20 protein-coding genes are annotated in these 23,291 nt (G+C 38.6%); 9 read left to right on the top strand and 11 right to left on the bottom strand.

Annotation, left to right across the window (positions count from 1 at the left end):
• Window positions 1-9: 9 nt before the first annotated feature.
• The 4 genes from SHI21_RS03490 to SHI21_RS03475 form a co-directional block, all read right to left on the bottom strand.
• Window positions 10-951 (bottom strand): ABC transporter permease, encoded by a 942-nt coding sequence (locus tag SHI21_RS03490; RefSeq protein WP_323574731.1) that lies wholly within the window; start codon window positions 949-951, stop codon window positions 10-12.
• Window positions 952-971: 20 nt separating this feature from the next.
• The gene (locus SHI21_RS03485; RefSeq protein ID WP_323574730.1) at window positions 972-2,729 is read right to left on the bottom strand and encodes an ABC transporter substrate-binding protein; all 1,758 of its coding nucleotides are present in this window, start codon (window positions 2,727-2,729) and stop codon (window positions 972-974) included.
• 106 nt (window positions 2,730-2,835) lie between these two features.
• Complete coding sequence (locus tag SHI21_RS03480; protein ID WP_323574729.1) at window positions 2,836-3,342, bottom strand: hypothetical protein; 507 nt, start codon at window positions 3,340-3,342, stop codon at window positions 2,836-2,838.
• A 95-nt stretch (window positions 3,343-3,437) separates the two neighbouring features.
• Window positions 3,438-5,285 carry a tetratricopeptide repeat protein gene (locus SHI21_RS03475; RefSeq protein ID WP_323574728.1) on the bottom strand — a complete coding sequence of 616 codons (1,848 nt, stop codon included), beginning with the start codon at window positions 5,283-5,285 and terminating at the stop codon, window positions 3,438-3,440.
• Between the two features lie 444 nt (window positions 5,286-5,729).
• Here SHI21_RS03475 and SHI21_RS03470 point away from each other — a divergent pair, with 444 nt between their 5' ends.
• The 7 genes from SHI21_RS03470 to SHI21_RS03440 are packed head-to-tail and all read left to right on the top strand — an operon-like array spanning window position 5,730 to window position 12,569.
• Window positions 5,730-6,101: a polyhydroxyalkanoate synthesis regulator DNA-binding domain-containing protein gene (locus SHI21_RS03470; protein ID WP_102244914.1), complete on the top strand. Its 372-nt coding sequence runs from the start codon at window positions 5,730-5,732 to the stop codon at window positions 6,099-6,101.
• Window positions 6,102-6,142: 41 nt separating this feature from the next.
• Window positions 6,143-6,826 (top strand): hypothetical protein, encoded by a 684-nt coding sequence (locus SHI21_RS03465; RefSeq protein ID WP_323574727.1) that lies wholly within the window; start codon window positions 6,143-6,145, stop codon window positions 6,824-6,826.
• Between the two features lie 2 nt (window positions 6,827-6,828).
• Window positions 6,829-7,632 carry an ArsA family ATPase gene (locus tag SHI21_RS03460; protein WP_323574726.1) on the top strand — a complete coding sequence of 268 codons (804 nt, stop codon included), beginning with the start codon at window positions 6,829-6,831 and terminating at the stop codon, window positions 7,630-7,632.
• Window positions 7,629-8,675, top strand: coding sequence for an ArsA family ATPase (locus SHI21_RS03455; RefSeq protein ID WP_323574725.1), 1,047 nt, complete (start codon window positions 7,629-7,631; stop codon window positions 8,673-8,675). The genes SHI21_RS03460 and SHI21_RS03455 overlap by 4 nt, the downstream gene beginning before the upstream one ends.
• 18 nt (window positions 8,676-8,693) lie before the next feature.
• Window positions 8,694-9,914, top strand: a complete 1,221-nt coding sequence (locus SHI21_RS03450; RefSeq protein WP_323574724.1) for a glutamate--cysteine ligase — start codon at window positions 8,694-8,696, stop codon at window positions 9,912-9,914.
• Between the two features lie 12 nt (window positions 9,915-9,926).
• Window positions 9,927-11,309, top strand: a complete 1,383-nt coding sequence (locus tag SHI21_RS03445; RefSeq protein WP_323574723.1) for a pyridoxal-phosphate dependent enzyme — start codon at window positions 9,927-9,929, stop codon at window positions 11,307-11,309.
• Between the two features lie 6 nt (window positions 11,310-11,315).
• The gene (locus tag SHI21_RS03440) at window positions 11,316-12,569 is read left to right on the top strand and encodes a trans-sulfuration enzyme family protein (protein WP_323574722.1); all 1,254 of its coding nucleotides are present in this window, start codon (window positions 11,316-11,318) and stop codon (window positions 12,567-12,569) included.
• Between the two features lie 28 nt (window positions 12,570-12,597).
• Here the strand turns inward: SHI21_RS03440 and SHI21_RS03435 are convergent, their stop codons facing one another.
• The 4 genes from SHI21_RS03435 to SHI21_RS03420 all read right to left on the bottom strand — a co-directional run bounded on the left by SHI21_RS03435 (window position 12,598) and on the right by SHI21_RS03420 (window position 18,818).
• Window positions 12,598-15,180 (bottom strand): IPT/TIG domain-containing protein, encoded by a 2,583-nt coding sequence (locus SHI21_RS03435; protein ID WP_323574721.1) that lies wholly within the window; start codon window positions 15,178-15,180, stop codon window positions 12,598-12,600.
• Between the two features lie 185 nt (window positions 15,181-15,365).
• Entirely contained in the window at window positions 15,366-16,031 is a 666-nt protein-coding gene (locus SHI21_RS03430; RefSeq protein ID WP_323574720.1) for a DnaJ domain-containing protein, read from the bottom strand.
• On the bottom strand, window positions 16,028-17,731 hold the full coding sequence (locus SHI21_RS03425) for a hypothetical protein (protein WP_323574719.1): 1,704 nt from the start codon (window positions 17,729-17,731) through the stop codon (window positions 16,028-16,030). The genes SHI21_RS03430 and SHI21_RS03425 overlap by 4 nt, the downstream gene beginning before the upstream one ends.
• 16 nt (window positions 17,732-17,747) lie before the next feature.
• Window positions 17,748-18,818: a hypothetical protein gene (locus tag SHI21_RS03420; protein WP_323574718.1), complete on the bottom strand. Its 1,071-nt coding sequence runs from the start codon at window positions 18,816-18,818 to the stop codon at window positions 17,748-17,750.
• A 226-nt stretch (window positions 18,819-19,044) separates the two neighbouring features.
• On the opposite strand from SHI21_RS03420, the gene SHI21_RS03415 reads away from it, so the two are divergent.
• Window positions 19,045-19,815 (top strand): HD-GYP domain-containing protein, encoded by a 771-nt coding sequence (locus SHI21_RS03415; protein ID WP_323574717.1) that lies wholly within the window; start codon window positions 19,045-19,047, stop codon window positions 19,813-19,815.
• On the opposite strand, the gene SHI21_RS03410 is transcribed toward SHI21_RS03415, so the two are convergent.
• A complete protein-coding gene (locus tag SHI21_RS03410; RefSeq protein WP_323574716.1) occupies window positions 19,812-20,798 on the bottom strand; it encodes a hypothetical protein in 987 nt (328 codons plus the stop codon). The genes SHI21_RS03415 and SHI21_RS03410 overlap by 4 nt on opposite strands.
• A gap of 23 nt (window positions 20,799-20,821) precedes the next feature.
• Between SHI21_RS03410 and SHI21_RS03405 the strand changes: the two genes are divergently transcribed.
• Window positions 20,822-21,478 (top strand): class II aldolase/adducin family protein, encoded by a 657-nt coding sequence (locus tag SHI21_RS03405; RefSeq protein WP_323574715.1) that lies wholly within the window; start codon window positions 20,822-20,824, stop codon window positions 21,476-21,478.
• Here SHI21_RS03405 and SHI21_RS03400 read toward each other — a convergent pair.
• Together SHI21_RS03400 and SHI21_RS03395 are read right to left on the bottom strand one after the other, a co-directional pair.
• Window positions 21,461-22,483 carry a hypothetical protein gene (locus tag SHI21_RS03400; protein ID WP_323574714.1) on the bottom strand — a complete coding sequence of 341 codons (1,023 nt, stop codon included), beginning with the start codon at window positions 22,481-22,483 and terminating at the stop codon, window positions 21,461-21,463. The two genes, SHI21_RS03405 and SHI21_RS03400, sit on opposite strands and share 18 nt — an antisense overlap.
• Complete coding sequence (locus tag SHI21_RS03395) at window positions 22,483-23,289, bottom strand: ferritin-like domain-containing protein (protein ID WP_323574713.1); 807 nt, start codon at window positions 23,287-23,289, stop codon at window positions 22,483-22,485. Before SHI21_RS03395 ends, SHI21_RS03400 begins: the two co-directional genes overlap by 1 nt.
• Window positions 23,290-23,291 lie beyond the last annotated feature (2 nt).

Genomic DNA, 23,291 nt, shown 5'->3' with positions numbered 1-23,291 from the left:
CTTTTTTACCTATTTCAACTTCATACGAGGATCAACTACTGTGTAAAGAACATCAGTAATAACCCCGAAAATGATAAATCCAAGTGCACTTAAAATAGTCATCGCTTTGATAACCGGGAAGTCACTTGTGTTAATTGCTTTGATTGTCATCCCACCTAAACCAGGAATCCCGAAAAACGCCTCTGCTAATAGAAGACCTAAAAACAGAAATGGAATCTGGATAACGATATAAGTAAGAATTGGAATCATCGCATTTTTTAAAACGTGTTTGAACATGATTGAAAGTTCACCTACACCTTTAGCACGCGCTGTACGAACGTAGTCCTGATAAACTTCATCAAGGATAACTGAACGGTAAAACCTTGTATCTGGTCCCCAGCTGAACGTAAGGTAGATAAGAATCGGAAGAATGATGTATGGAACGAAGTTAGGAAAACCAGGTTCGTATCCAGAAATCTCAAACCATCCAAGCTTGTAAGCAAAAAAGTATTGCCCAAAAAGAATGTAAGCTAGACCTGGAATACTCATTGTTCCAATCGAAATCAAAAGCACTGCTTTGTCGATAAACTTTCCACGATAGAAAGATACTAATAGAGCAATTGAAATTGAAAGAATGAATCCAATCACAAAAAGTGGCACAGTCAGTGTTAGTGACGGTCCTGCGCCTGCTTTAATCATCTCAGAGATTTGTTGTTTTGAAGACCATGAGTATCCAAAATCAAATGTGAAGGCTGATTTAACAGTTGCCAGGTATTGCTCAACTAAAGGACGGTCCATTCCCAATTCTTTGTGAAGCTGAGCGATCTGTTCAACAGTCGCGTGTCTTCCAAGAAGTGTGAACGCCGGGTCCGGAGCAACAACGTTAAAGATAATAAAAATAATAAAGCAAACTCCCAGTAATACTGGGATGGTATAAAGGAGTCTGCGTAAAACATAAGAATACAAATTCATTTTAATAAAACCTATTGAGATTAGAACTTCTTAATTAACTCTTCTTTCTTAGCAGTATCAACATTTAAATATTGGTACGCATCGTGGTTAAGATCACTTGAATGGTAATTTCTTAGCCATCCTTGTTGAACCGTATACGATTGTCTGTGCATGTTGAAAATAACAACAACTTCTTCAGCTAAAAACTGGTTAAGTTTTTCATAAAGAGCAGTTCTTGCTGGAGAATCTTGCATCATAACAGCTGTTTCAAATTGCTTATTGAATACAGGGTTATTGTAGTTAGTACTGTTAGACCCTGGGCTAGAGTTAGGTCCGTAGAAAAGTTGTAAGAAGTTTTCTCCATCTGGATAATCTGCTCCCCACGCTAGACCGAACATTTGTCCGCCTCTTTTCTTTAACTTCGCTTGGAATTCCGGCCATGGAGAAGCTGAAATCTTAATTTTGATTCCAATTTGTTCCATTTGTTTTTGGAAGAATTCACCTGACTGACGAGATGTTGTTGAATCAGGAATATCGTAAGTAATTTCCGGTAGTCCTTTTCCTTCTGGGTATCCAGCTTCAGCTAGCATTTTTTTAGCAGCGTCTAGGTTTGGTCCCTTGTATGGATTTTTGTAGTCTTTAACATTTCCAGCAATCCCTGGTGGAATTGCACCTTGAGCTGAGAAAGATGTGTTGTTGTAGAAAAGTTCGTTACTCTTGTTTTCATCAAAAGCAAGCGCCATAGCTCTTCTTAATTTCGTGTTTTGGAATAACTTGTTATCGAAGTTGAAACCTGTGTACGTAAGGTCAAGAAGTGGAGTGATTGAAAGAATAATTCCTTTTGCTTCTAGGTCAGCTGAAAGCTTGTTGTCTTTAATTGCTGAAGCAAAGTTATCTTTTGGAATGCTGTAGTAATCAAGCTCACCTTTGTTGAATTTTAACCAACCTGGTTGAGATTCAACCATAACGTGAACAACGATCTTATCTACTAGAGGAAGTCTTTTTCCAGCGTCAGCTAGATAATCTTTGTACTCTGGTGATGCATCAGATGGGTAGAATTTTTCTCTGAACGTTGGGTTCTTTGTATAAGTGATTCTCTTCCCTTGATCGAATTTTGGAAGAACATATGGTCCAGTTCCAACCGGGTGATTGATAAACTCTTTACCGTATTTAGCTACAACTTCTTTTGAAACTGCTGACGTGAATCCCATTGCAAGAGCGTAAAGGAATTGCGGGAACGGCTTCGCTAGTTTGAATTGAAGAGTGTATTTATCTAAAGCTTTTAGACCTTCAACTTCTTCATCGTAGTTAGTTACTGGAAGGTTTGCGTTTTTATCACGCCATTCATTTAAACCTTTTAGTTTTCCATCAAGAATCCACCAACCATTAGCTTGGCTTTTTGAATCAGCTAAACGCTTAATTGAATAAACGAAGTCCGATGCTTCAAGCTCTCTACCCTTTCCGTTAGGGAAAGCAGCGTCGTCTTGGAATAAAACACCTTTTCTAATTTTGAAAGTATAAGTGATTCCGTCTTTTGAAATCTCTGGCATTGTTTCAGCAAGGTTAGGAATTAGTTCGTATGGAACTTTTAACCAGTGGTAAGCAAGAAGACTTTCGTAGATCTTTCCAATTTCTCTACCTGAGTAAAGATCGTCTGCCATGATTGGATCGAAACCTTTGATCTCTGCAGGGCTAACGATGTTAAGAACACGTTCGCTTGCATCTTGTTTCTTTGCACAACCAGATAAAATTGAAGCGATGACTAGAGTCATTGCCAATAGGATGTTTCGCATTTTCATTAAAAAACCTCGATTAACAAATTAGAATTGTCGGACTTTTATTTATATCTATAACGATGTGCATTTGTCATGCTTTTTGGGAACTTTTTTTAATGCGTCACAACACTTACTTTTCGCAGGATTGAGGTACTAAAAACAGTGTCAAAATGGCATTGGGTGAAAGGTCTTTGATGAAGATTTTAAAGACGGTTCTTTCATAGAAATTTTCATTAGATGAGAAGTTATCAACAGCAAATCGATAAGAATTTGTGTTCCTCTCCAAAACAAAATGGCCATCAACAAAAGATGACGAATAATGTTTAGGGTAAGTTTTTGCAGCTTTAAAGCGCATGAAGTCGGAAGCAAAAACGAAGAACTCTTCGACCGCTTTTGCTATTCTTTTTTTATTTGGATTGCCTTCCAATTGCTGATTTAACATTTCTGTTATCTCAGAAGACTTAATGGTTCTGTTCATCTCTTCCGGGTCCAGAGAAATATAAAGGGCCTTTTCTCCAACGACAGGAAAATCTAAAACAAGATCAAACTTATTTCCCCTGCGGTCGAATTGAGATTCGTAAGTGAAAGTGTATTTTGTAGTTTGCAGTTCGATACGACCACGGCCACTTCCTTCCACACAGATTTTCTGGAATTCAGCGGCCGAGTCGGCGATTGATTTAGCTGACGGAGTTGCACATGAAGTAACAAAGATTAAAAGTAGAAGTAGTAGTCCTACGGATTTGCTACAGCTGCCGGTAATCTTCCTTTTTCCACATCTTCTAATAATTTTAATACATCATCTCTTTCTGATTGAACTTGTGCATTCTTCAGCGCTTCAGTTAAATAAATCTTCGCTTTATCATAAGCGCGAAGACGTTGATAAATCATTCCGAGGTGCTTCGTAATCGTCGGATCTCCCTTAACTAATTCACTCGCTTTTTTCGATTCAGCAAGGGCCTCGTTAAACTTTCCTGTTTGATAAAAATACCAAGCAAGAGAGTCTCTAATATAACCGTCCTCCGGTCTCAATGAAACAGCTTTTGAAATATACTCGAAAGCAACATCAAGTTTTTCGTTTCTTTCTAAATATGAATAACCTAAAAAGTTAAGTGCGTGAGCATTGTTGGGATCTTTATCTACAATCACTTGAACCAGGTGGCGGGCTTCACCGAACTGTCCGTCTTTTTCCAGCAAAGAGGCCAGATAGTAACTATGACTTTCCGTAAATCCTTTAAGATCTTTAACTGTATTAAGAGTTGTAATCGCATTTTTGTATTGGAAAGTGTCTTCAAAAAAAGCGGCCTGAAGCATTTTAAGCTCCATCTGCATTTCTGGATTCTCTTTTACACGCCCATCAATAAAACCATTAAACGATACCATTGTATCAGTTTTACCCTGTACGAAATCTTCTCTCGCCTGAGCACTCATCACTTGTCCAACTTGCAATCCAGCATCACCAAAAAGCGGGCTTGATACAGGAATTCTTTTAAAGTATCCAATAGCGTCAGCTGGATTATTTGTCTGCTGATTTAAGGCACCAAGGTAGTATAAAACTTTGTCCGATTCTGGAACAACTTCCAAAACATCTTTAAATAATTTAGAGGCGTCATCATAGCGTTCAATATCTGAGTACAATAAACCAAGTCTGACTTTAAGGTTTAAGTCTGTTGCATCCAATGACACCAATGTTTCAGCGTATGGAATGACTTCTGCATTTTTTTCCAGTGAGAACATGATCGTCACCAGGCGAGAAAGCACCTGAGTGTTTGAGCTATTATTTTCATCAGCAACAAAGTCTTTGTAGATCTTTAGAGCTGCTGTGAAGTTTTCTTTTTCTTCATAAAGAGCACCAAGGGCAAGCGCCGCTTGTGAGTAAGTTCCATCGATATCAAGAGACTTCTGGAAGAAAACTTTTGCCTGAGCTTTATTTCCTCTATCGTACTCCACTCTTCCTCTAAAAAATGAGAACACTGGATTGTCCGTTGCTTTCTTTTCACATCCAGCAAGTAATCCGTGAGCTTCTTTATAGAGTTTTTCAGCTGCATATGAACGTGCCAGGTAAAGACAAGCTTCTTCTGACTCAGGATTCACGGCAAGTAAGCGCGAATAAGTTAAACGTGCTTCTTTAGGCTTTTCCAGAGAACTATAAACACTTCCCAATATAAGACCAACGGTCTCATCTTTCATGTCTGATTTTTTAAATACTGACTCAAGGATTTTTTCCGCGTCTTTTAACTCACCCATGCGGATAAGTTCAAAAGCGTACTTTCTCTTTACATACATATCTTCTGGCTGAAGTTCCGAAACAAGTTTGAAGATTCTTCCAGCAGTCTGAAAGTCTCCCCTCATCGAAGCGTCGTTTCCTTTAATGAATAAATCTGTCGCGAGGTATTCCGGAGCGGCCCCACCTGCTTTTTTGGCGCTTTCCACCATGTCTTGAAGCTGCTCGCCTTTGATTCCCAATTCTGCACCGGGATTAAATGCGATTGCTTTAGGCACGACATCTTTATGCACAGTCATCTGAGCACATGAGATGAAAGTGAGAAGGATAGAAAGAAGCGAAAATTTTAATATGCGCATAGGCCATCCGAGGCAGACTTTAAGGAAATGATTTCCCTCAAATCTTTTTCGAACTTCTGGGGGCAAGCTTTAACTAAAACTGAATTTCCAGAGGAAACCGGCCATTTTTTCGCTATGTTTCTTATAGTTGATTTAATTGCATTATTAAAAAATCTGCGACAAACATTAAAAATTGTTTGGGAAAATGTTTGACAGCATCAATTCAATGTTGCTATTTCTTGGCTCGCTAAGCCTGAGAGAGGCACCATTTTTCCTTAAGGACAGACTAACCTCCTGTAATTAAAGAAAAAGAAGTCCTCTTCAGGGCGAAGTGAAAAAAGTACTTTATTAGGGAAAACCGAGTGCAGCACTTTTTTTTTATGATAGAAAGTTTACGGCATAAAGCCTTAGAACCAATATTCAGAGGATTCGAAAAGAATCATCGTTACAATAGGGGAAATTAGTATGAGCGACGTAAGAATCATTAAGCGTTACCAAAACCGCAAACTTTATGACACTCACCAGAGCTGTTACGTGACTCTAGAAGAGATCGCGCAAATCATCCGTGAAGGTAACGAAATTCAAGTTATCGACAACAAAACTAAAAATGACATCACTTACATTACTCAAATCCAACTTCTATTTGATCAAGAGAAAAAATCAACTAGAGCTGGTGATGTAGAGCTTCTAAAGCGCGTAATTCGCTCAGAAGAAGGAACATTTACTGGTCACATCAAAGCTCTTGAAAAGAAGCTTGGTGGGGAAGTATCTGAGTTCAAAGCACCATTCATGAACAATGAAAACTCTGCTATTGAAACTACAACTACTTTAAACTAAAATTACTAGCATTAGATCATTCTTTTTTATAAAGGTTCTTAATGCTAAACAAAATTTTAAAAATAGTTCTTATAGCACCCGTCTTAATGACGGGTGTTTTTGTTTCTGACGCTTCTTCACAAGAAAAGCAGATGAAGCCTAACATGCATCAACTGACGTCTGAATCGACGGCAAAAAAAGTTAACAATGACATTCCAAGCGGCGGCAGCGAATTAAGAATTCCTGGTGCGATCCGTAAACACTCTATTGGTCTTGGACTTGGGCAAACATTTTTGCGTTCTGATTTTCATGATGAAGGAACAGATAAAATTACGCCGGATCTTTATTATAATTATTCTGCGAGTTACTCTTTCGACTTCATGGCCAACCTTCACTGGTCAAAACACTCTTACTTAAATCAAGACGTCACTGTTAAAGGATTGGCCCTGGCGATTAAAGCAAAGGTTTTCCAATTTGATGCCTTCTCACCTTTCTTTTTAGGTGGATTTGGTTTTTATCTTCCTCAAGCTCACCGCACAGTTGGTGGCGTGAGAACAGAAACTCGTGAGCAGCTAGTGTTTGGTATGAACCTTGGTGGCGGAGTTGAGTTAAGGCTTAATGACGAGTTCACAGTTGGTGTTATCGCTCACTATCACGACCCGTTCGATGTTAGACAAGAAAATGCACCAGACTTGGAAGGTTCTTATATGAAACTTCTGATCATGGGCATGTACACGTTTAATTAATCATGAGCTCACCTGCAAAGAGACTCTACATTTTTACTGGTAAAGGCGGCGTAGGAAAAACTTCTCTTGCGATGGCCATGACTAAACATCTTGAGCACCAAGGGCTTAAACCAAAATACAATTCTTTTTATCAGGATCCCGAGAGAAGTTTATGGAAGGAACTTAGTCTTCCAGTCCTTGATATCGAACTCTTCTCGAGTGCTGAAACTTATATTGCCAGAAAATTAAAATCGACGACGATCGCTTCATGGATTATGAAGACGCATTTTTTTAAATCGATTTTCCAGATGGTGCCAGGTCTGGGCCATATGATTTTACTTGGTAATATTATTGATGAGCTGGAAAAAGATCCGGAACTTATTATCGTACTTGATTCTCCGGCCTCTGGGCATGCACTGACGATGTTTGAGTCGTCTTCGAATTTTAAGAAGATTTTTCGTGCAGGGCTTATCGTAAAAGATATTGAGAGAATGCATAACTTTTTGGCCTCTCCTGGCTTTTTAAAAACAATCATCGTAACACTCGCTACAGAGCTTGCGATGAATGAAGCAAAAGATTTAAAAGTGGAACTTGATCATAATTCTACTGGCCCTGATCTCAATGTCGGCATTATCGTGAATGACTCTTTTTTAAAATATTTAAAAAATAATCAAATTGATGAAGCGGATCTTCCCGACTTTCTCGCCAAGAAAATCTCTCTTGAAAAAGAAATTATCGGAACGACACCTGCTCTTCCTCATGTTGATGAGAACACTCAGCCTGAAATTATAAAAAAACTGACTCCGTTTATGTCGGAGTTTGTATGATTAATATTCCTAATAAAAAAGTTGAACTCTTCTGCGGTACCGGTGGTGTTGGTAAAACAACTGTTGCTACGGCAAGAGCTGTTAGCCTCGCTCGCGAAGGTCGTCGTGTTCTTTTAGTGACGATTGATCCGGCCAAAAGATTAAAACAAATATTAAATCTTCCTGATGTGGATGACGGTGCCGTCAATACCATCAGTCTCGATTTATTTGATGGTGATAAAAACCAAACCTTTGATGCCATGCTGATGTCTCCAGGGGCAACACTGAAGAGAATCGCTATAAAAAAAGGGCTGGAAAAAGAATTTGAATCAACCATTATCAAAACGCTCTCTCGTCCTTATGGCGGGATGAATGAGATTATGTCGATCATTGAAGTTCAGTATCAACTGGAACGCAACGTATACGATACTATTATTCTCGATACTCCACCTGGAAAACACTTTATTGATTTCCTTGAATCATCGGAAAAAATTAAGAATTTTTTTGATAAATCATTTCTGGAAATTTTTGAATACCTGGGAAGAAGTATTCATGGTGGGTCAAAGAGTAAGAATATCTTCACTCTGATGATCTCTACCGGGGTTAAGAAGCTTTTGAGTTACCTGGAAGATGTCACAGGTGCAGATTTTGTTATGGAGTTTATTGATGCTGTTCTAGCGCTTTATAAAAGCCGTGACTCATTTCTCAATGCTCTTGATTTTCAAAAACAGCTTAAGAATGAAAACTTTTCTAACTGGTTTCTAGTGACTTCAGTTGAACAACAAAAGATTGATGAAGCACAGGGACTAAAAAATCAGGCCGAACATTTCATTCATAATGACTTTTTTCTGGTTATCAACAAGTGCCTTACGCCTTATTTGAATGCCTGGCAGCCTGCCTTAAATACTCCACTTTACAGACTTAAGACTGGATTAGTTTTAAGAGAGGCGAACCTTACCGAGTTTGCTAGTAAAAACTTCCGAAACGTACTAAAATTCCATGAAATAAACAACCCGTCGCCACTTGAGCACGTTAAAGGTTTGGCCCTACAATTTAAGGACTAAACCACTAAAAAGGTTTTCATGGAAATTAAAATTACTACTAAAGAAGAATTAGAAAATTTTATTTGTCGCAACTGGGACGATGTAAATTCTTATATCGAAAATCTTGCAAAAGACTTACCTATTCCATTTTACTCAAGTGTTGATGTCCGCGAGAGTAAATTTAAATACGCTCCCGTTGATCACAATATGTACCCTGCTGGATTTAACAATCTATGTGCTGCGGACTTAAGAGATGCAATCAAAGTTACAAGTGAGCGACTTAAGCGCATTAATCCTAATGCAAAAATGATCGGGATTTTTCCTGAATCAAATACAAAAAACTTAATGTACCTGGATCACTTAAGTACGTTAGGAAAATTAATTGAAGATGCTGGTTACAAAGTCCGCTTCTTAAGTTTTGATCCGGCACTGTTTGGTGAAGGACAAGACTGTCTGGCGCTTACATCTCACTCTGGATTTCACGTGGTGATTTGCAAGGCGACGATCGAAAACGGTGAATTGATTGTTAACGGCGAAAAGATGGATCAAATCATTTGTAACAATGATCAATCAAATCCATGGCCAATTGATTGGGCGGAAATTAAAACTCCGATCTCTCCTACTCCGAAAATTGGATGGTTTAGAAGACAAAAAAATATTCACTTTTCTTATTATAAAAAAGTGGCCGATGAATTCTGTGCTCACTTTGGAATTAACCCGGATCTTATTCAGGCGAAATTCAAAGGTGTAGAAGATGTCGACTTCGAACAAAAAAGTGGATTAGAAAAACTTGGAAGTGCGGTTGATGAAGTTATCGGCCAACTTAAACCTGGTTCAAAAGTTTTCGTTAAAGCTTCGCAAGGAACTTACGGGATGGGAATTTCCGTAGTGTCTTCTGGTGAAGAGATCATCAACATGAACAGAAAAACCAGAAACAAAATGGACATTGGTAAAAATAGTATCAAGTTCACTTCGCTTCTAGTTCAAGAAGGTGTTGAGACAATTATTAAGTACGATGACATGCCAGCTGAAATTACGATCTATCTTATTGATGGAAAAAGTATTGGAGGCTTCATGAGAGTTAACGGTGAAAAAGATGACCTAGGAAATCTTAACAGCCGTGGAATGGTTTTTAGAAAATTATGTATGGGTGACGTGGTAGAAAGCCCAGAAGATCACACGACGAAAGAAGCAATGTACTCAGTCGTTGCAAGACTTGCAACAGTTGCTTCAGCTTACGAAATTAAAGAAGTACTTTAAGGAGAATATTTTATGATGACAGGTGCGAAGAAAGACATCATTGATGCCATTGGATGGACCCCGATCGTTAAACTTAACAAAGTAACGACAGGTGTAGATTCAGAAATTTACGTTAAGCTTGAATACATGAACCCAGGTGGATCTTCTAAAGATCGTATCGGTGGATTTATCATGGATAGAGCGATTGCCGCTGGGAAACTAAAACCAGGTGGAACAATCATCGAAGGAACATCGGGTAACACTGGTGTAGGTCTGGCGATGTGGGCAGCTGTACACGGATACAAATGTATTTTCGTTATGGCCGATAAACAATCAGTTGAAAAAGTGAACAACTTAAAATCATTTGGTGCAAAAGTTGTTGTGTGCCCGACTGATGTTGAGCCGGACGATCCTAGATCGTACTACTCAGTTTCAAAACGTCTTGCTGAAACAATTCCTAATTCGTACTACGTGAATCAATACGACAACCTTTGGAACCGTGAAACTCACATCGCAACTACAGGCCCGGAAATTTTCGAACAAACTAAAGGTGACTTCGATGTATTTATGGCCGGTGTTGGTACTGGTGGAACGATTACTGGTATTTCAACTTACCTAAAAACAAAAATGCCAAAACTGACGACAGTTGGTGTTGACGTTGAAGGGTCAATTGTTGCTCAGTTCGCGCGCACAGGTGATATGTCAGGAGCTCGCTCATACGTTGTAGAAGGAATCGGAGAAGACTTCATTCCAGAAAACTATGACTTTAAAGTGATTGATGATTGGGTCGTTGTTGGTGATAAGGAATCATTCCTTATGGCACGTGCTCTATTAAAACAAGAAGGGATTTACACTGGTGGATCTGGTGGATCAGCTGTTGTTGGCGCACTTAAATACGCAAAGACTCTAAAAGAACCAAAGAAAATTCTCGTTATCCTTCCTGACTCAGGAAACAGATACACATCGAAGATCTTCAACGATGAGTGGATGATGTCAAAAGGGTATATCGATTCATCTTTCAACGTAATCATTAAAGACCTACTGGTTGACCTTGGAAAAGTGAACAATCAAGTGATCTCGATTACTGACCACGCAACAATCGGTGAAGCTGTAAAAGTGATGGAGCAAAAAAGTGTTTCTCAACTTCCAGTTATCGCAGAAGGTGTGATTAAAGGTGTATTGAGTGAAACAGGATTATTGAAGCCACTATTTAACGGGGAATTCTCGCTTAGTGATTCAGTGTCTCTTGCTTACACAAACAAATACAAAGTTGTAGATATTAACGATCTTTTAGCAAACGTTGCTGATTCACTTCTTAAAAAAGATGTTGTAATCGTAACTGATAAAGGGCAACCGGTTAATCTACTGACAAATATTGATATTTTAAATTACATCGCTAAACGCGAGAACATGTAGGAAGTTATGGCAAAAAAAGTTACAACAAAAAAAGCCCCCGCAAAAAAAGCTCCAGCAAAAGCTGCACCAAAAATAGCTCCAAAGGCAGCTGCTAAGGTAAGATTTAAAAACTCTGGCCATGATATCGCGACAAGAACAATCCACGTTGGTGGAGAACCGGATCCGGTAACTGGAGCAATCATGCCTCCAATTTACCAGACATCGACTTACGTTCAGTCTGCTCCTGGTGTCCACAAAGGTTATGAGTACACACGTTCTCACAACCCTACTCGTACACGCTTAGAAGAGTGTCTGGCGTCTCTAGAGCAAGCTAAGCACTGTGTGGTGACAGCTTCTGGATTATCAGCAGAAATGCTTTTAATGCATTATCTTCCAGCGGGATCAAACATTATTTGTGGTGACGATGTTTACGGTGGAACTTACCGCCTGTTCACAACGATCTTCCAGGATATGCACAACTTTAAATTCATCGATACGACGAATGCTAAAGCTGTAGAAAAAGCCGTGAAAGAATTCAAACCGGCAATGATCTGGCTTGAAACTCCAACGAACCCACTTTTAAAAATTACTGATATCGTAGCAGTATCTGAAATTGCTAAAAAAGCAAAAGCACTGGTTGTTGTTGATAACACTTTCATGAGTCCATACTTCCAGAACCCTTTAGTTCTTGGAGCTGACTTTGTTCTTCACTCGATGACGAAATATCTTAACGGCCACAGTGATGCGGTTGGTGGATGTATTATGATGAATGATGATGAAGCGAGAAAGAAACTCTTCACACTTCACAACTCGATTGGCCCTTGCCACTCACCGTTTGATTCATGGCTTGTGCTAAGAGGATTAAAAACTCTTGCAGTAAGAATGGAAGCTCACGCGAAGAACGCGATGATCATTGCTGAGTATTTAGAAAATCATCCAAAAGTTGAGAGAGTTGTTTATCCTGGTCTTAAGTCACATCCACAATACGAGATTGCTGAAAAGCAAATGCTTGGATTTGGCGGGATGATTACTTTCTTCTTAAAGGGCGACATTAAAAAATCAAATAAGTTCTTATCTACTGTTAAACTTTTTGCTCTTGCTGAAAGTCTTGGTGGTGTTGAGAGTTTAATTGAGCATCCGGCGATCATGACTCACGCTTCTGTTCCGAAGAAGGTTCGTGAATCAATTGGTCTTACTGATAACTTAATTAGATTATCGGTTGGGATTGAGCACGTTCAGGATTTAATTGAAGATTTAGAAGAAGCTTTTAAAGCTGTATAATTTTAAAGGCTCCTTCGGGAGCCTTTTTTTATGGAGCACACGCTAAAGCAAAGAATGTTCCCGTTCCAGGTGTTCCACCGATATCACAAGAGACAACCAGTCCTGGGTTTTTATTAGTGAAGATATCTACACTTGTTGGCGCTAAACCAAGATCCCATCCAGTAGTATTTAAACTTGTTAAGTAGGCCGTACCGTAAAACATGCGAGACATATTTGTTACTAATGAAGTATTAAAATTTGATAGATTAAGAGTTGTTACTTTTGAAGCGCCATCAAACATCCCCTGCATAGTTGTCACTTTCGCAGTATTAAAACTTCCAACATTCAGACTTGTCAACTGTCCCATATTGGCAAACATTTGAAACATAGTTGTCACGTTAGCTGTATTAAAACTTGAAACATTTAAAGTCGTCATAGAGTAAGCATTATTAAACATGTTCGACATGCTTGTAACATTCGTAGTATCAAAATTTGATAAATCTAAACTTGTTAATTGTGAAGCCTGCTCAAACATATTTGTCATGTCTGTAACATTTGAAGTATTGAAATTGGCCACACTCAGGGATGGTAAAATATTTGTATGTCCAAACATAAAGGACATATTTGTTACATTAGAAGTATTAAATGAAGAAACATTTACCGAAGTTAGATACGTTGAACCGTAAAACATATACGACATATTAGTGACATTCGAAGTATTAAATCCTGATAGATTTATTGTAGCCAGTGATGAAAGGCCATAAAACATATTATTCATATTTGTAACGTTCGTTGTATTGAATGATGAGACATTTAAATTTGTTAGCGAAGTTGCCCCTTTAAACATTCCACTCATGTCCGTTACATTTGTAGTAACCCCACCAGCGAAAGATGTTAAATTAGTACATCCATAGAATGCTAAACTTAAATTTTTCCATCCCATATCACCAAGATCTACAACACTCTTAATATTTAATTTTGAACCAGTGTTGGCAAAACTCCAGCCTTCTAAAGTTCCATTGATAGTCACAGTATAAGTTCCGGCATTAGCATATGTATGAGTCGGTGTCGTATAAGCGGTAACTGAGTTGTTTGGTGAACCATCACCCCAATCGACGATGAAGTTGTAGTTAAGACCTCCAACCAAAGGAAGAGTGATACTTTCACTTGGAGCATCGGTTTGCCATGTCGATACGAATGGTGGCTTATAAATGTAAAAATTTGGGTAGCTATTAAATTGAGTATCAGGATTCGTGACGATTAATGTTTTTGGACCAGCACTATTCGATGCCGGCGTACATGTTAGAGTCGTAGAATTAATGAAACTTATTCCAACACATGGTATTCCACCAATTTCAACAGCAGTTCCATTTACAAATCCAGAACCATTTATCGTAATTAATTGTCCTCCTGCCAATGGGCCGGAGTTTTTATCAAGACTTGATACAGCTGGAGGAGGATTAAAAGTAAAGGAGCTGGCAAAAGTTGATGTTTGCCCATCGTTACTTGTAATTATGGTATCGAATAATCCAGCTGCATGAGCAATGGTTGTACAAGTTATTTGGTTCGGATTCACCACAACGACGGTGTTACATACAGAACCGCCAATAGTTAAACTTGAAACAGATGTAAATCCAGTTCCAGAAATAGTGATACTTGTTCCACCACTAGTTGAACCATAGTTTGGTGTAATACTACTAATCATAGGCACTGGTAAATAAGTAAACGTGATTGCAGTACTGATTTGATTATCTGGATTTGTCACAATCACATCAACCGGGCCAGCTGGAAAAGAAGGAGTCGTACATGTGATGCTAGTTGAGCTTGTCGCAATCGGGACTGAACATTGATTTCCACCGAATGTAACAGTTGCTCCGGCCACAAAACCTGTCCCCGTAATCGTAACAGACGTTCCACCTGCGATTGGACCTGTAGAGGGAGTAAGATTTGTAATAGAGGGTCTGACTTTATAAGTAAAAAAATTAGCTGCACTTGTTGTTTGTGAATCGGGATTCGTTACAGTAACGGTCACTGCTCCAAGAGCATGAGAAGGAAGCATACATGTAAGCGTTGTACTATTTGTTACAGAAACTCCTGTACAAATATTTCCACCGATATTAACAACTGGTCCATTTACAAATCCTGAGCCTGTAATCGTAACAGTTGCTCCACCGGCAACGGCCCCTGACTTTGGAGAGATCGCCGAGATCGTAAGGAAATTAGTGGCATTAAAACTAGTATTAATCAGAGTCATTAAAGATAAAAATGGTTCTACATAACAATTAGCTTCTGAAATATTTAAAGCGATATCTTTTTGAGCTTCATTTAAATTAACTCCAACGACTCTTCCACAAAATCTTCTTCCAGCATAAGCGCTTGGTCCTTCAAAACTCACAGTTTGAAATTCCCAAACTCCTTGTTCAAATTCAGCAGAGTCATTTGCATCTAATTTTATCAGTGTGCTTGATGAAGCATTAATCGCGCGAACAAAACTTCCACCATTTAGTGCAAGTCCTGTTTGAAGCGCAGCAACCTTAAAACTGAATTTTTGATTCGCAGTTTTTTTCGCTGAACACGAAGCGAGTGCCAGGATGGTTACAATTATGAGAAGAATTTTTAAGCTTATTTTCATAGTTGTTCATCGGTTAAAAATATCTATTTATAAGTAAATATATATTTAGGGTCGAAGTTCTAATTTAATAGCTGTATATATGAAGACTTTCGATTGGTTATAAAACTATAGGTTGAGCAAAGAATGGAGAAAGTGGCCGCTTTAATGGTCATAAATGCGACATTACAATAAGTCATACTTACTGATTAAATGAGAGTATCGATTACCGTTCCAAGAAAACCTTTACTACAACTTGGAGCTGTCTTGTACAAATCAAGTTTTGGATTACGAACTGGTGCTTTTTCAGGCACAGGATTTAAGACTGATGCTTCGACCTTAGATGCTGTCTTTACATCTGTTACAGGGGCTTCAGGAGTAGGTTTTACTTCTGCTCTTGCTTCCGCCTTAGGCTCTGGCCTCGTTTCTGTTTTGGCCTCTGGTCTAGCTTCTGCTGTTTGCTCTTTCGCTTTTTCTTGTTGTTTTGGTTGTGGTTTTACATTTGGTTTTTCATCAAAACTTTCCCAAGTGTACTTTTGTGCCTTACTCGCAGTACTTGTTGGCGCTTCTTTGGCAGCAGCAGCTTTAGGTTGTGCCTTTGGTTGCATTCGCAATTGTTTATCAAATGCTGCTCTTTTTGATGAATCAGATAGCACTTCATAAGCACCTTGAACTTTCTTAAAAATTTCTCCCGCGACAATACTTCCTGCATTTCTATCAGGATGATATTTCATCGCCATCTTACGATAACCTTTTTTGATATCTTCAGCGCTGGCGTTTTCGGGAACACCAAGCATCTTGTAGTAATTATCAAATGAAAAACACTTGAATGAAAAAAGTGAAAGAGCGATCAGGAAAAAAATTTTATTTTTCATTGGCAAAGCTCCTTACCATTTTCCGCACCTTTTCTAATGGCCTCGCTTACTTTCTCAGGATGGGCCTTCATGCGAGTCATGACCAAAAGGCGCTGATCTGGATTGAGCTGAGATAATTGTCCCAGGAAAGATCCATACTCTTCATCTGTCACTTGTGATCTGGCGTTGATTAAAATCTTTTCCATTTGCGGGTCATTGAGTTCGCGAATCGTTTTTCCTAAACTTTTAATGGCCTCTGTTTTATCTTTCATGGCCATGCTTTCAACTTTAGCAAGACTTCCTACTCTTGAAACCTGGGCCGTCTTGTTCATGACTTTCCAAATGGTCCCAAAAGGAATGATGCTGACAGCTCCAATCCCTGCTGAAGTAAGTTCACTCCATGCCTCTTCCATTTTTTCATCGGCCTCGACACTTGTTTGCTTATCACCATTGCGACTGATTAAACTTGCTCTTAAGGCCAAAGCTTCATTGCTGGCCTGAATGGATTTATTACCGGAATAAAGCGTGTCTCCTACCCCAATGGCCGTACCGGCAATGGCAGAAGCTGTGGCGACCGTAACTAATGTTCCGGCCATTGCAGTCCCACTTAAAACGACAGCACCGACACCTGCTCCAATTCCTGTAACTAACAGAGCTCCACCAACGATAATCCCACCCCAAAGATAAACTTTGTTCCATGTCGCTTCATCTTCTTCTGTTTCAGCAATTTGATTGATGGTATTGCAGATAATGGCCGTCAGCTCAGGCCTCTCTAATAAAACTTTTCCCAGTGCTGCTGGATTAGTTTTCACGAGTTCTTTTAAGTTCATATTTCGAACTGATTGAATCTGGCCTTCTAATAAACCCTTCACTTCTGTCTGAGCGTCCAGGACATCTTTTTTACTAATCACTTTTTTATCTTTTAGAGTTTTTGTAAAAAGAAGTAATTCATCTTGTGACTTGAGGTCACGTTTTTCCGGAGCAATCTTTAGTTTTTCATTGAGAATTTTAGCGATATCTTCGGGGTTCTTTTTTCTTTCACTTTGAGGCCAGCGACTTAAAAATTCATCTTCTGCATTTTTCAAATTCTTTTTTTCTTTGAAACTACAGTCTATTTTTTTACATACATCACTTAGTGTTTGAGTTTCCGTCCCATTATCTATTCTTCTTTCCCAGTAAGCGTATGTTCTGGCGAAGTTTTTTTGACTCTGAACCAGTGCCAGCTCTTGCACTCGGCTTTCCATATGTTTTGCAAGTTGTTGGTCAAATTTATCCAGAGTTTTTAATTCAGTGGGATTCTTAAAAAAGCGGCAAGGGTCAATTTCTAGTTTCGCCTGACTTGCAGATTCAACGACTCTTTGGCTTAAGTCTTTTGCACGCGAATTACTGTTAATACATTTATCAAAAAGGGATTTTATTTTATGAACATTCAAGGCCTGAGCAGATAACCTCAACGCTTCTTGATTTTCTGGTGATTTAAAATCAGTAGCATGATCACGTAACATTTCTTTGGTTTTTGAAAGGACGTTTTTTGCGACTTCAGCATTACCGGGAGTTGTTAAAAGCAGTCCAGTCGCATGAATCAATTGATCACGGGAATCAACTTGTGCTGCCTGCGCAAAAGAAAGTGGCAGGGAAGGTATCAGGATAGAAACACATAGGGTAAAACATCTAACCTTTTCAAGTGTATTTGTTAATCTATGGAATCTACCCTTCACCATTCATTCTCACTAATAATTAAAGTTGATAAAGAGTTTTTTGTTCAACCTCAATCACCGTCATTAATGCATCATAAATCAAAAAATTCCCGGTCTTATTTCTTGAGACTTCAAAAAAGAATTCATTGATAAGATCACGAGTGTTCTTATCTGCATTTTCTTTGTAGAAATTTTTAACTGAAAGATTGGGATTAAGCTCAGTAAGATTTTTAAGCGCCCCATGTGACAGCAAATAGAACTTATCCGAAGGCTTCATCTTTAGTCTGACAGGTTGAGAAAAATCAAGCAGGTCGTTTTGATAGTACAGATACCCTTTCCCCTGAAACTGACAATCAGCTTGCAATGTTTTGGTATCAACATTGATGATGCAATAATTGAGTTCAGCTCCTGTTTCAGAAGCATGGTGCTTAATCATTTTTTCAAAGTGTTCACTCTGAGCTTTTACACTTGTTGTAGGAAGAGAAAGTTTCAAGACTTCCATTTCATTTAAAATAAGTGAAGAAAGAATATAACTATCACTTCCGGCCTGGATGAAAAGAAAATTGTGATCCGTTTGAATCATATCGAAGAATTCACCACCGCTTTTTTCTCCGGCCATAAATTTACTGGTAACAGTGACACCTTTTAATGTGTCGACTCTTACTTTCACAAGTCTATCGTGAAGATCTTTTACTCTAAACAATTCACTTTTTGTGAACTCATGGATTTTATCTAAGTCAGAAGCTAGTTTACCTAAACTTACTGCACTCGCTGAAAAATTCATGTTTACATAGTTTTTTAAAATAGGAGTATTGTAATCAATCTCCTGAGACATATCGATGAAACCAAAAATTTTATCGAAGTGATTTTTCAACTGAGAAACTAATTTAAATTCTCTTCTGGCATTTAACCCTACGATTAATTTTAAATCGCGCTCTTCGGCGATTTCAATCAGAGCATCTACATGATCTTCATCCACCATTAATAACAATGGTGAGTTGCTAGAGATTTTTGAATCCTCCCATGAAATAAACTTAGCCGTTAGGCCTGCTTCTTTCAGCAGTCTCTTTAAATACTCATCCTGGGCCGGATTTTGTCGTACACATTCCATCTCTCGCATTCTGTCTCCTTGATCCTACTATTCTAAAATAGGGAGGGAAAAAGAGATATTTAAAAAAGTTCTGCCTACTTAGGTGGGCAGGGTAAACAAGGCCATCTTTTTTTATCCCCTTGTAAATTGGTCAAGTTCGCAATCTTTCTAAAGTTGAAGTCAAAGGTGACCGATACTAAATGAAAGAGGCCTATCCTTTTGGCCTTTCTACGTGGAAATAGCGAACATGACGAAGAAGAACAACGTATATCAATTATCAGCTTTGAAAGAGAAGCGTGATGAAAAATTGAAAGCAGAAAATATTGCTTTAGAGCAGTCACGTGCTATTGAATCCGCTATTAAAAACACTCCTTCAATTAAACAAATTAGAAAAGAATATTTCGAACTATCAATTAAAACTCTACTTAGTGCTCTTAAGTGTAAAGATGACTATACGTGGGGACACTCATTGCGAGTGGCGTATTTATGCGTTTCAGTTGGTAAGGAAATGAATTTATCAGCAGACGAAATTTACGAACTTGAAGTCTCTGCTCTATTTCATGACCTGGGAAAAATCGGTGTACCAGATGCTGTTTTAAAAAAACCATCACGCTTAACTGATGAAGAGTTTCTTGAAATGAAACTTCACCCAACAAAATCCTTTGAGATTCTTCAGGACTTTCCTATTTTTTCTAAGATGGCCACCAATGCTAAATACCACCATGAACGTTATGACGGTCGTGGATATCCGGAAGGATTAAAAGGCGAAGATATTCCACTCTTCTCTAGAATTATTCTTATCGCCGACACATTCGATGCGATGACATCAACAAGACCATACCGTAAAGGAATGCCTTTTGAAGTGGCCTTCGCTGAGCTTCGTGAATTTGCCGGGACTCAATTTGATTCAATGATTGTTGAAAAGTTTATTAGTTGTATGACTAAGGAACAAAGTAAGAATGAAGACACCTTCACTCTTTCAGTTATCAATGGTGATTTCAAAAAAGACGCTGCTTAATTACAGATATCTGTCGAAGCGTTTGTACTCACATTATATTTTTGAACTTTAGCACAGTCTTCTTCTGAGCCGTAGATGTTGGATACAGCACATTCAGCAGCATTACCTTTCGATTTATTCCACTTCATGTTCTTGTTACAAGTTACATAAGCTGGCTTATCAAGGCATGCCCAGTATTTATCTTTGCAGTTATAAACTAATCCTCTACCAAGTTGATCATAGGCCGGTGGTGGAGTCTCAGTAATCCCTTCGACAATTTTTGAGGCCATTGAAGGTGCACTTGATTCACTCGAAGTTGGTGATTCAGTATGAGAAGGAATTTTAATTTCTTCAATCGGACTCGTCGGTGCTGTTTGTTCAACGTTATCTACCAGCTGATCTAATTTCTGATCAACATTCGATTCACCTACTCTCGTTTCCGTTACAAGTGGAGGTGACTCTGGTTCACTCGTTGGAGTCGATGTTGTTGTTGTTGATGTCTCTGCTGATTTATCAAGTACGTTTACATTTTCAATTGGTGGAACTTCAGCTGTACTCGTTGCAATCCCTGAAGAGGCATCGACATTTACATCTGGTGCTGTCGTCGTTGCATTGGGATCTGTTTCTGGAGTTGTCTCTGGAGTTGTTGTTGCAGTTCCAGCATCAGCAGTTGTTGCAGTTGCGTCGGCCGCCGCTGGTTTCACTGGTTTTGGTCTTTTTCTTTTTGGAGCTTTGGCCAAAAGTTCTTCGACCGTTGGCTCACTTGTTTTTAAAACATATTCATCTACTACGTAGTATCCAATTCCCAGAATGATTATTACTTTAATAATCATGCTGTTACGTTTTTTCTTTTTCTCCTCATCAGATGAAGACGCCGCATCAGAATCTTCTGATTCGCCTTCTTCTTCCTGAAGTTCATCATCGTCCATTTCTGCTCCGCCTAATTTTTTGCGTAGCGACTCGGGAAGACTCTTTTTTAAATCTGTGATAAGTTTTTCAAACATATAGTTAATTATAAAGGATTTTTATGAAAGTCATAGATGACGGAGTAATCAAGTACGACCGGTCAAATTTTTCCCCTTGTGACGGTTTAGCAGCATCAGAATTCCAAAATTTGGAGTACTGGAGAAAAAAACTCTACCAAATGAACTTAATTGGTGAGTATCCAGAGGCCAAAGTTGGTTTTGGAAATATGTCAGTCGTTCAGGATTATTCAGAATTCACTGAATGCTCTCATCCACAATTTGTGATCACTGGAACTCAAACCGGAAAATACTCTGATTTAGACGGGACTCACTACACTCGCGTTTTAGATTACGAAGTTGACCGTTTAAAAATAAAAATGATGGGTTCAATTGAAGCTTCAAGTGAAGCTCTTACTCATGCGGCGATTTATGCAGCTAACTCAAACATCAAGGCCGTTTTTCATATTCACTCAAATGAAATCTGGCTCCAGATGCTTGCTGATGGATCTGATAAAACTTGTGCCAGCATTCCTTATGGGACTGTCGAAATGGCCCACGCTACAATGAAATGCATTTCTAATAAAGATGCTGGTGTTTTTTGTATGCACGGCCATGAAGATGGAATCGTGATTTACGGAAGATCGCTGGAAGAAGCTGGTGAGTTAACTAACAAGCTTTACAAAAAATACGTTCAATCTGAATTACAAGTTTCTCTTTAAATAAGTCTGGAAGTGAGTGCCGTCTGGTGAAAGCCTTACAAGCTCACTTCTAGTATAAAATTCTTTATCTTCATCAATTTCTTTTTTCGTTCTGATGACCCACTCAACAGTTGAGCAGTCAGGGTATTTGTCAGCAAGAGTTTGAATCACTAATCCCATCGTCTTTCTATAATTCACTTCTACTAATGGATAAAGTTTTAGAACACCATCTTCTTCGTAAATGAATGAGTCGATTTGAATATTATTGATAGCTCCCATATCCAGATAATTAGTTGCAATCTCTTTTGTGATTTGCTCTAGTTCATCCAGTGAGTATGAGTATTTTTCCAGGATATATTTTTTGAACTTATCAAGAGTGCTGGCACCTACTCCACCTTTGAATCCACCATTGGCAGAATTGATATTTTCCACCATGAATTGGCGCTCGATGATTCCATCTTTAACGACAAAAGTCGTTCCGATATCAAAGACTCTTTTATAAAGAGGTTCTACTAAGACTTCGCCCAAAATGATTTTATTCATAATGAACTTATTGATATTTTCTGAATTAAATTGGTAATGGCCAATTCCACTAAAACTATGAGGACGTTTAATAATCCAATTTTTATACTCGGGGAATTGTTTGATATGCGCTTCGACTTCTTCGCTCGATTTAGCTAAAGCACCTTTATAAAATCCCCAGTTATTTTTCTTTCCAAGTTCAGCCGAAGTAATCTTCGAATTTAAATTCTGCTCGATTGAATAACTATGGCGATTCCCCCACCAGCTCTCAGTATTTTTTGCTCTGGGATCTAGCTGTGGAATTACAAAATCTAAACCTTTTAGTTTATTTAAATAATTTTTCTCATAATCGCGAGCGTTCTTTAGAATGCAGTTTTCCTGATTCACTAAGAAAAATATATACTCAAACTCTCTGATGATTTTCAGATTTGAGACTGAGTCTTCTGTGTAGTTGGGATCAAATAAAAAGGATTCGTAGTCGAGATCGACTTTATAAGTTTTCATTACCAGTTTCTGCGGTTAGTGACTTTAAACTCATCACGGAATTCATCAAGGCTTGTGATAAACGATTGATCTAATCCTGCTTTAAGTCTGATTTCTTTATCAAAGTGAATTCCCTTCGCCCTTGCTGGAGTCATAACTCCCGGAAGATTAGATTTATAGTAATTCCATAAATCCATATTCCCTCTCCACTGATTTAACCAGTGAGCACCAAGGGCGACGTGAGAGATTTCATCTTCTAAAACCACGCGCATGATATCGGCAGTCTTAAAATCTTCAACGGCCCTGAAGCCTTGTTCGTAAAATTGAGCGAAGTCTAAGTTGGCCGCTTCAAATGACATGGCCATCGCTGCGTAAAACTTCGTAGGAGTATCCATTTTCTCCATTGAGCGCCAGAAGAAATCATTCAGAGGGAAATCCCCTAACTCAATTCCAAACTCTTTCATACGGGCGATATACATCTTTAAATGCTTTTGCTCGTCCTGAATGGTTTTGATTAAACCTTTCTTAAAGGCCATGGGAGTATTGGGATACATCAGTAGAGCTGCGGCCATCATTTCGATTGCAAGCAGCTCATGGTTTGCAAAAAAATGAAGAGCAAGGCCTCTTTTTTCTTCCAGGTGAAAGCTCGTATTACGAGGGAATTTCACTTGTTCGTTATTGAATTCTAGTCTGTTGGTTCTTCCAGGATTTTTTGGAAGTTCGTAGAGAATGAGTACATCATCGAACTCGAGGTCTTTAGAAGATAGAAGTTTATCTTCTAAAGACTCTCCTTCGAGAATTTGTCTGGCATATTCACGATAGTGCATAA

It is taken from the genome of Bacteriovorax sp. PP10, from assembly GCF_035013165.1.
GTDB lineage: Bacteria > Bdellovibrionota > Bacteriovoracia > Bacteriovoracales > Bacteriovoracaceae > Bacteriovorax > Bacteriovorax antarcticus.
The sequence above is the reverse complement of the archived record's forward strand: the minus strand, read 5'-3'. Positions and strand labels throughout refer to the sequence as shown.

Excerpts from the sequence above, each read along its gene's own strand:
- SHI21_RS03490 (WP_323574731.1), bottom strand. The coding sequence starts at position 951 with ATGAATTTGTATTCTTATGTTTTACGCAGACTCCTTTATACCATCCCA.
- SHI21_RS03485 (WP_323574730.1), bottom strand. The coding sequence starts at position 2,729 with ATGAAAATGCGAAACATCCTATTGGCAATGACTCTAGTCATCGCTTCA.
- SHI21_RS03475 (WP_323574728.1), bottom strand. The coding sequence starts at position 5,285 with ATGCGCATATTAAAATTTTCGCTTCTTTCTATCCTTCTCACTTTCATC.
- SHI21_RS03470 (WP_102244914.1), top strand. The coding sequence starts at position 5,730 with ATGAGCGACGTAAGAATCATTAAGCGTTACCAAAACCGCAAACTTTAT.
- SHI21_RS03465 (WP_323574727.1), top strand. The coding sequence starts at position 6,143 with ATGCTAAACAAAATTTTAAAAATAGTTCTTATAGCACCCGTCTTAATG.
- SHI21_RS03460 (WP_323574726.1), top strand. The coding sequence starts at position 6,829 with ATGAGCTCACCTGCAAAGAGACTCTACATTTTTACTGGTAAAGGCGGC.
- SHI21_RS03455 (WP_323574725.1), top strand. The coding sequence starts at position 7,629 with ATGATTAATATTCCTAATAAAAAAGTTGAACTCTTCTGCGGTACCGGT.
- SHI21_RS03450 (WP_323574724.1), top strand. The coding sequence starts at position 8,694 with ATGGAAATTAAAATTACTACTAAAGAAGAATTAGAAAATTTTATTTGT.
- SHI21_RS03445 (WP_323574723.1), top strand. The coding sequence starts at position 9,927 with ATGATGACAGGTGCGAAGAAAGACATCATTGATGCCATTGGATGGACC.
- SHI21_RS03440 (WP_323574722.1), top strand. The coding sequence starts at position 11,316 with ATGGCAAAAAAAGTTACAACAAAAAAAGCCCCCGCAAAAAAAGCTCCA.
- SHI21_RS03435 (WP_323574721.1), bottom strand. The coding sequence starts at position 15,180 with ATGAAAATAAGCTTAAAAATTCTTCTCATAATTGTAACCATCCTGGCA.
- SHI21_RS03430 (WP_323574720.1), bottom strand. The coding sequence starts at position 16,031 with ATGAAAAATAAAATTTTTTTCCTGATCGCTCTTTCACTTTTTTCATTC.
- SHI21_RS03425 (WP_323574719.1), bottom strand. The coding sequence starts at position 17,731 with ATGGTGAAGGGTAGATTCCATAGATTAACAAATACACTTGAAAAGGTT.
- SHI21_RS03420 (WP_323574718.1), bottom strand. The coding sequence starts at position 18,818 with ATGGAATGTGTACGACAAAATCCGGCCCAGGATGAGTATTTAAAGAGA.
- SHI21_RS03415 (WP_323574717.1), top strand. The coding sequence starts at position 19,045 with ATGACGAAGAAGAACAACGTATATCAATTATCAGCTTTGAAAGAGAAG.
- SHI21_RS03410 (WP_323574716.1), bottom strand. The coding sequence starts at position 20,798 with ATGTTTGAAAAACTTATCACAGATTTAAAAAAGAGTCTTCCCGAGTCG.
- SHI21_RS03405 (WP_323574715.1), top strand. The coding sequence starts at position 20,822 with ATGAAAGTCATAGATGACGGAGTAATCAAGTACGACCGGTCAAATTTT.
- SHI21_RS03400 (WP_323574714.1), bottom strand. The coding sequence starts at position 22,483 with ATGAAAACTTATAAAGTCGATCTCGACTACGAATCCTTTTTATTTGAT.
- SHI21_RS03395 (WP_323574713.1), bottom strand. The coding sequence starts at position 23,289 with ATGCACTATCGTGAATATGCCAGACAAATTCTCGAAGGAGAGTCTTTA.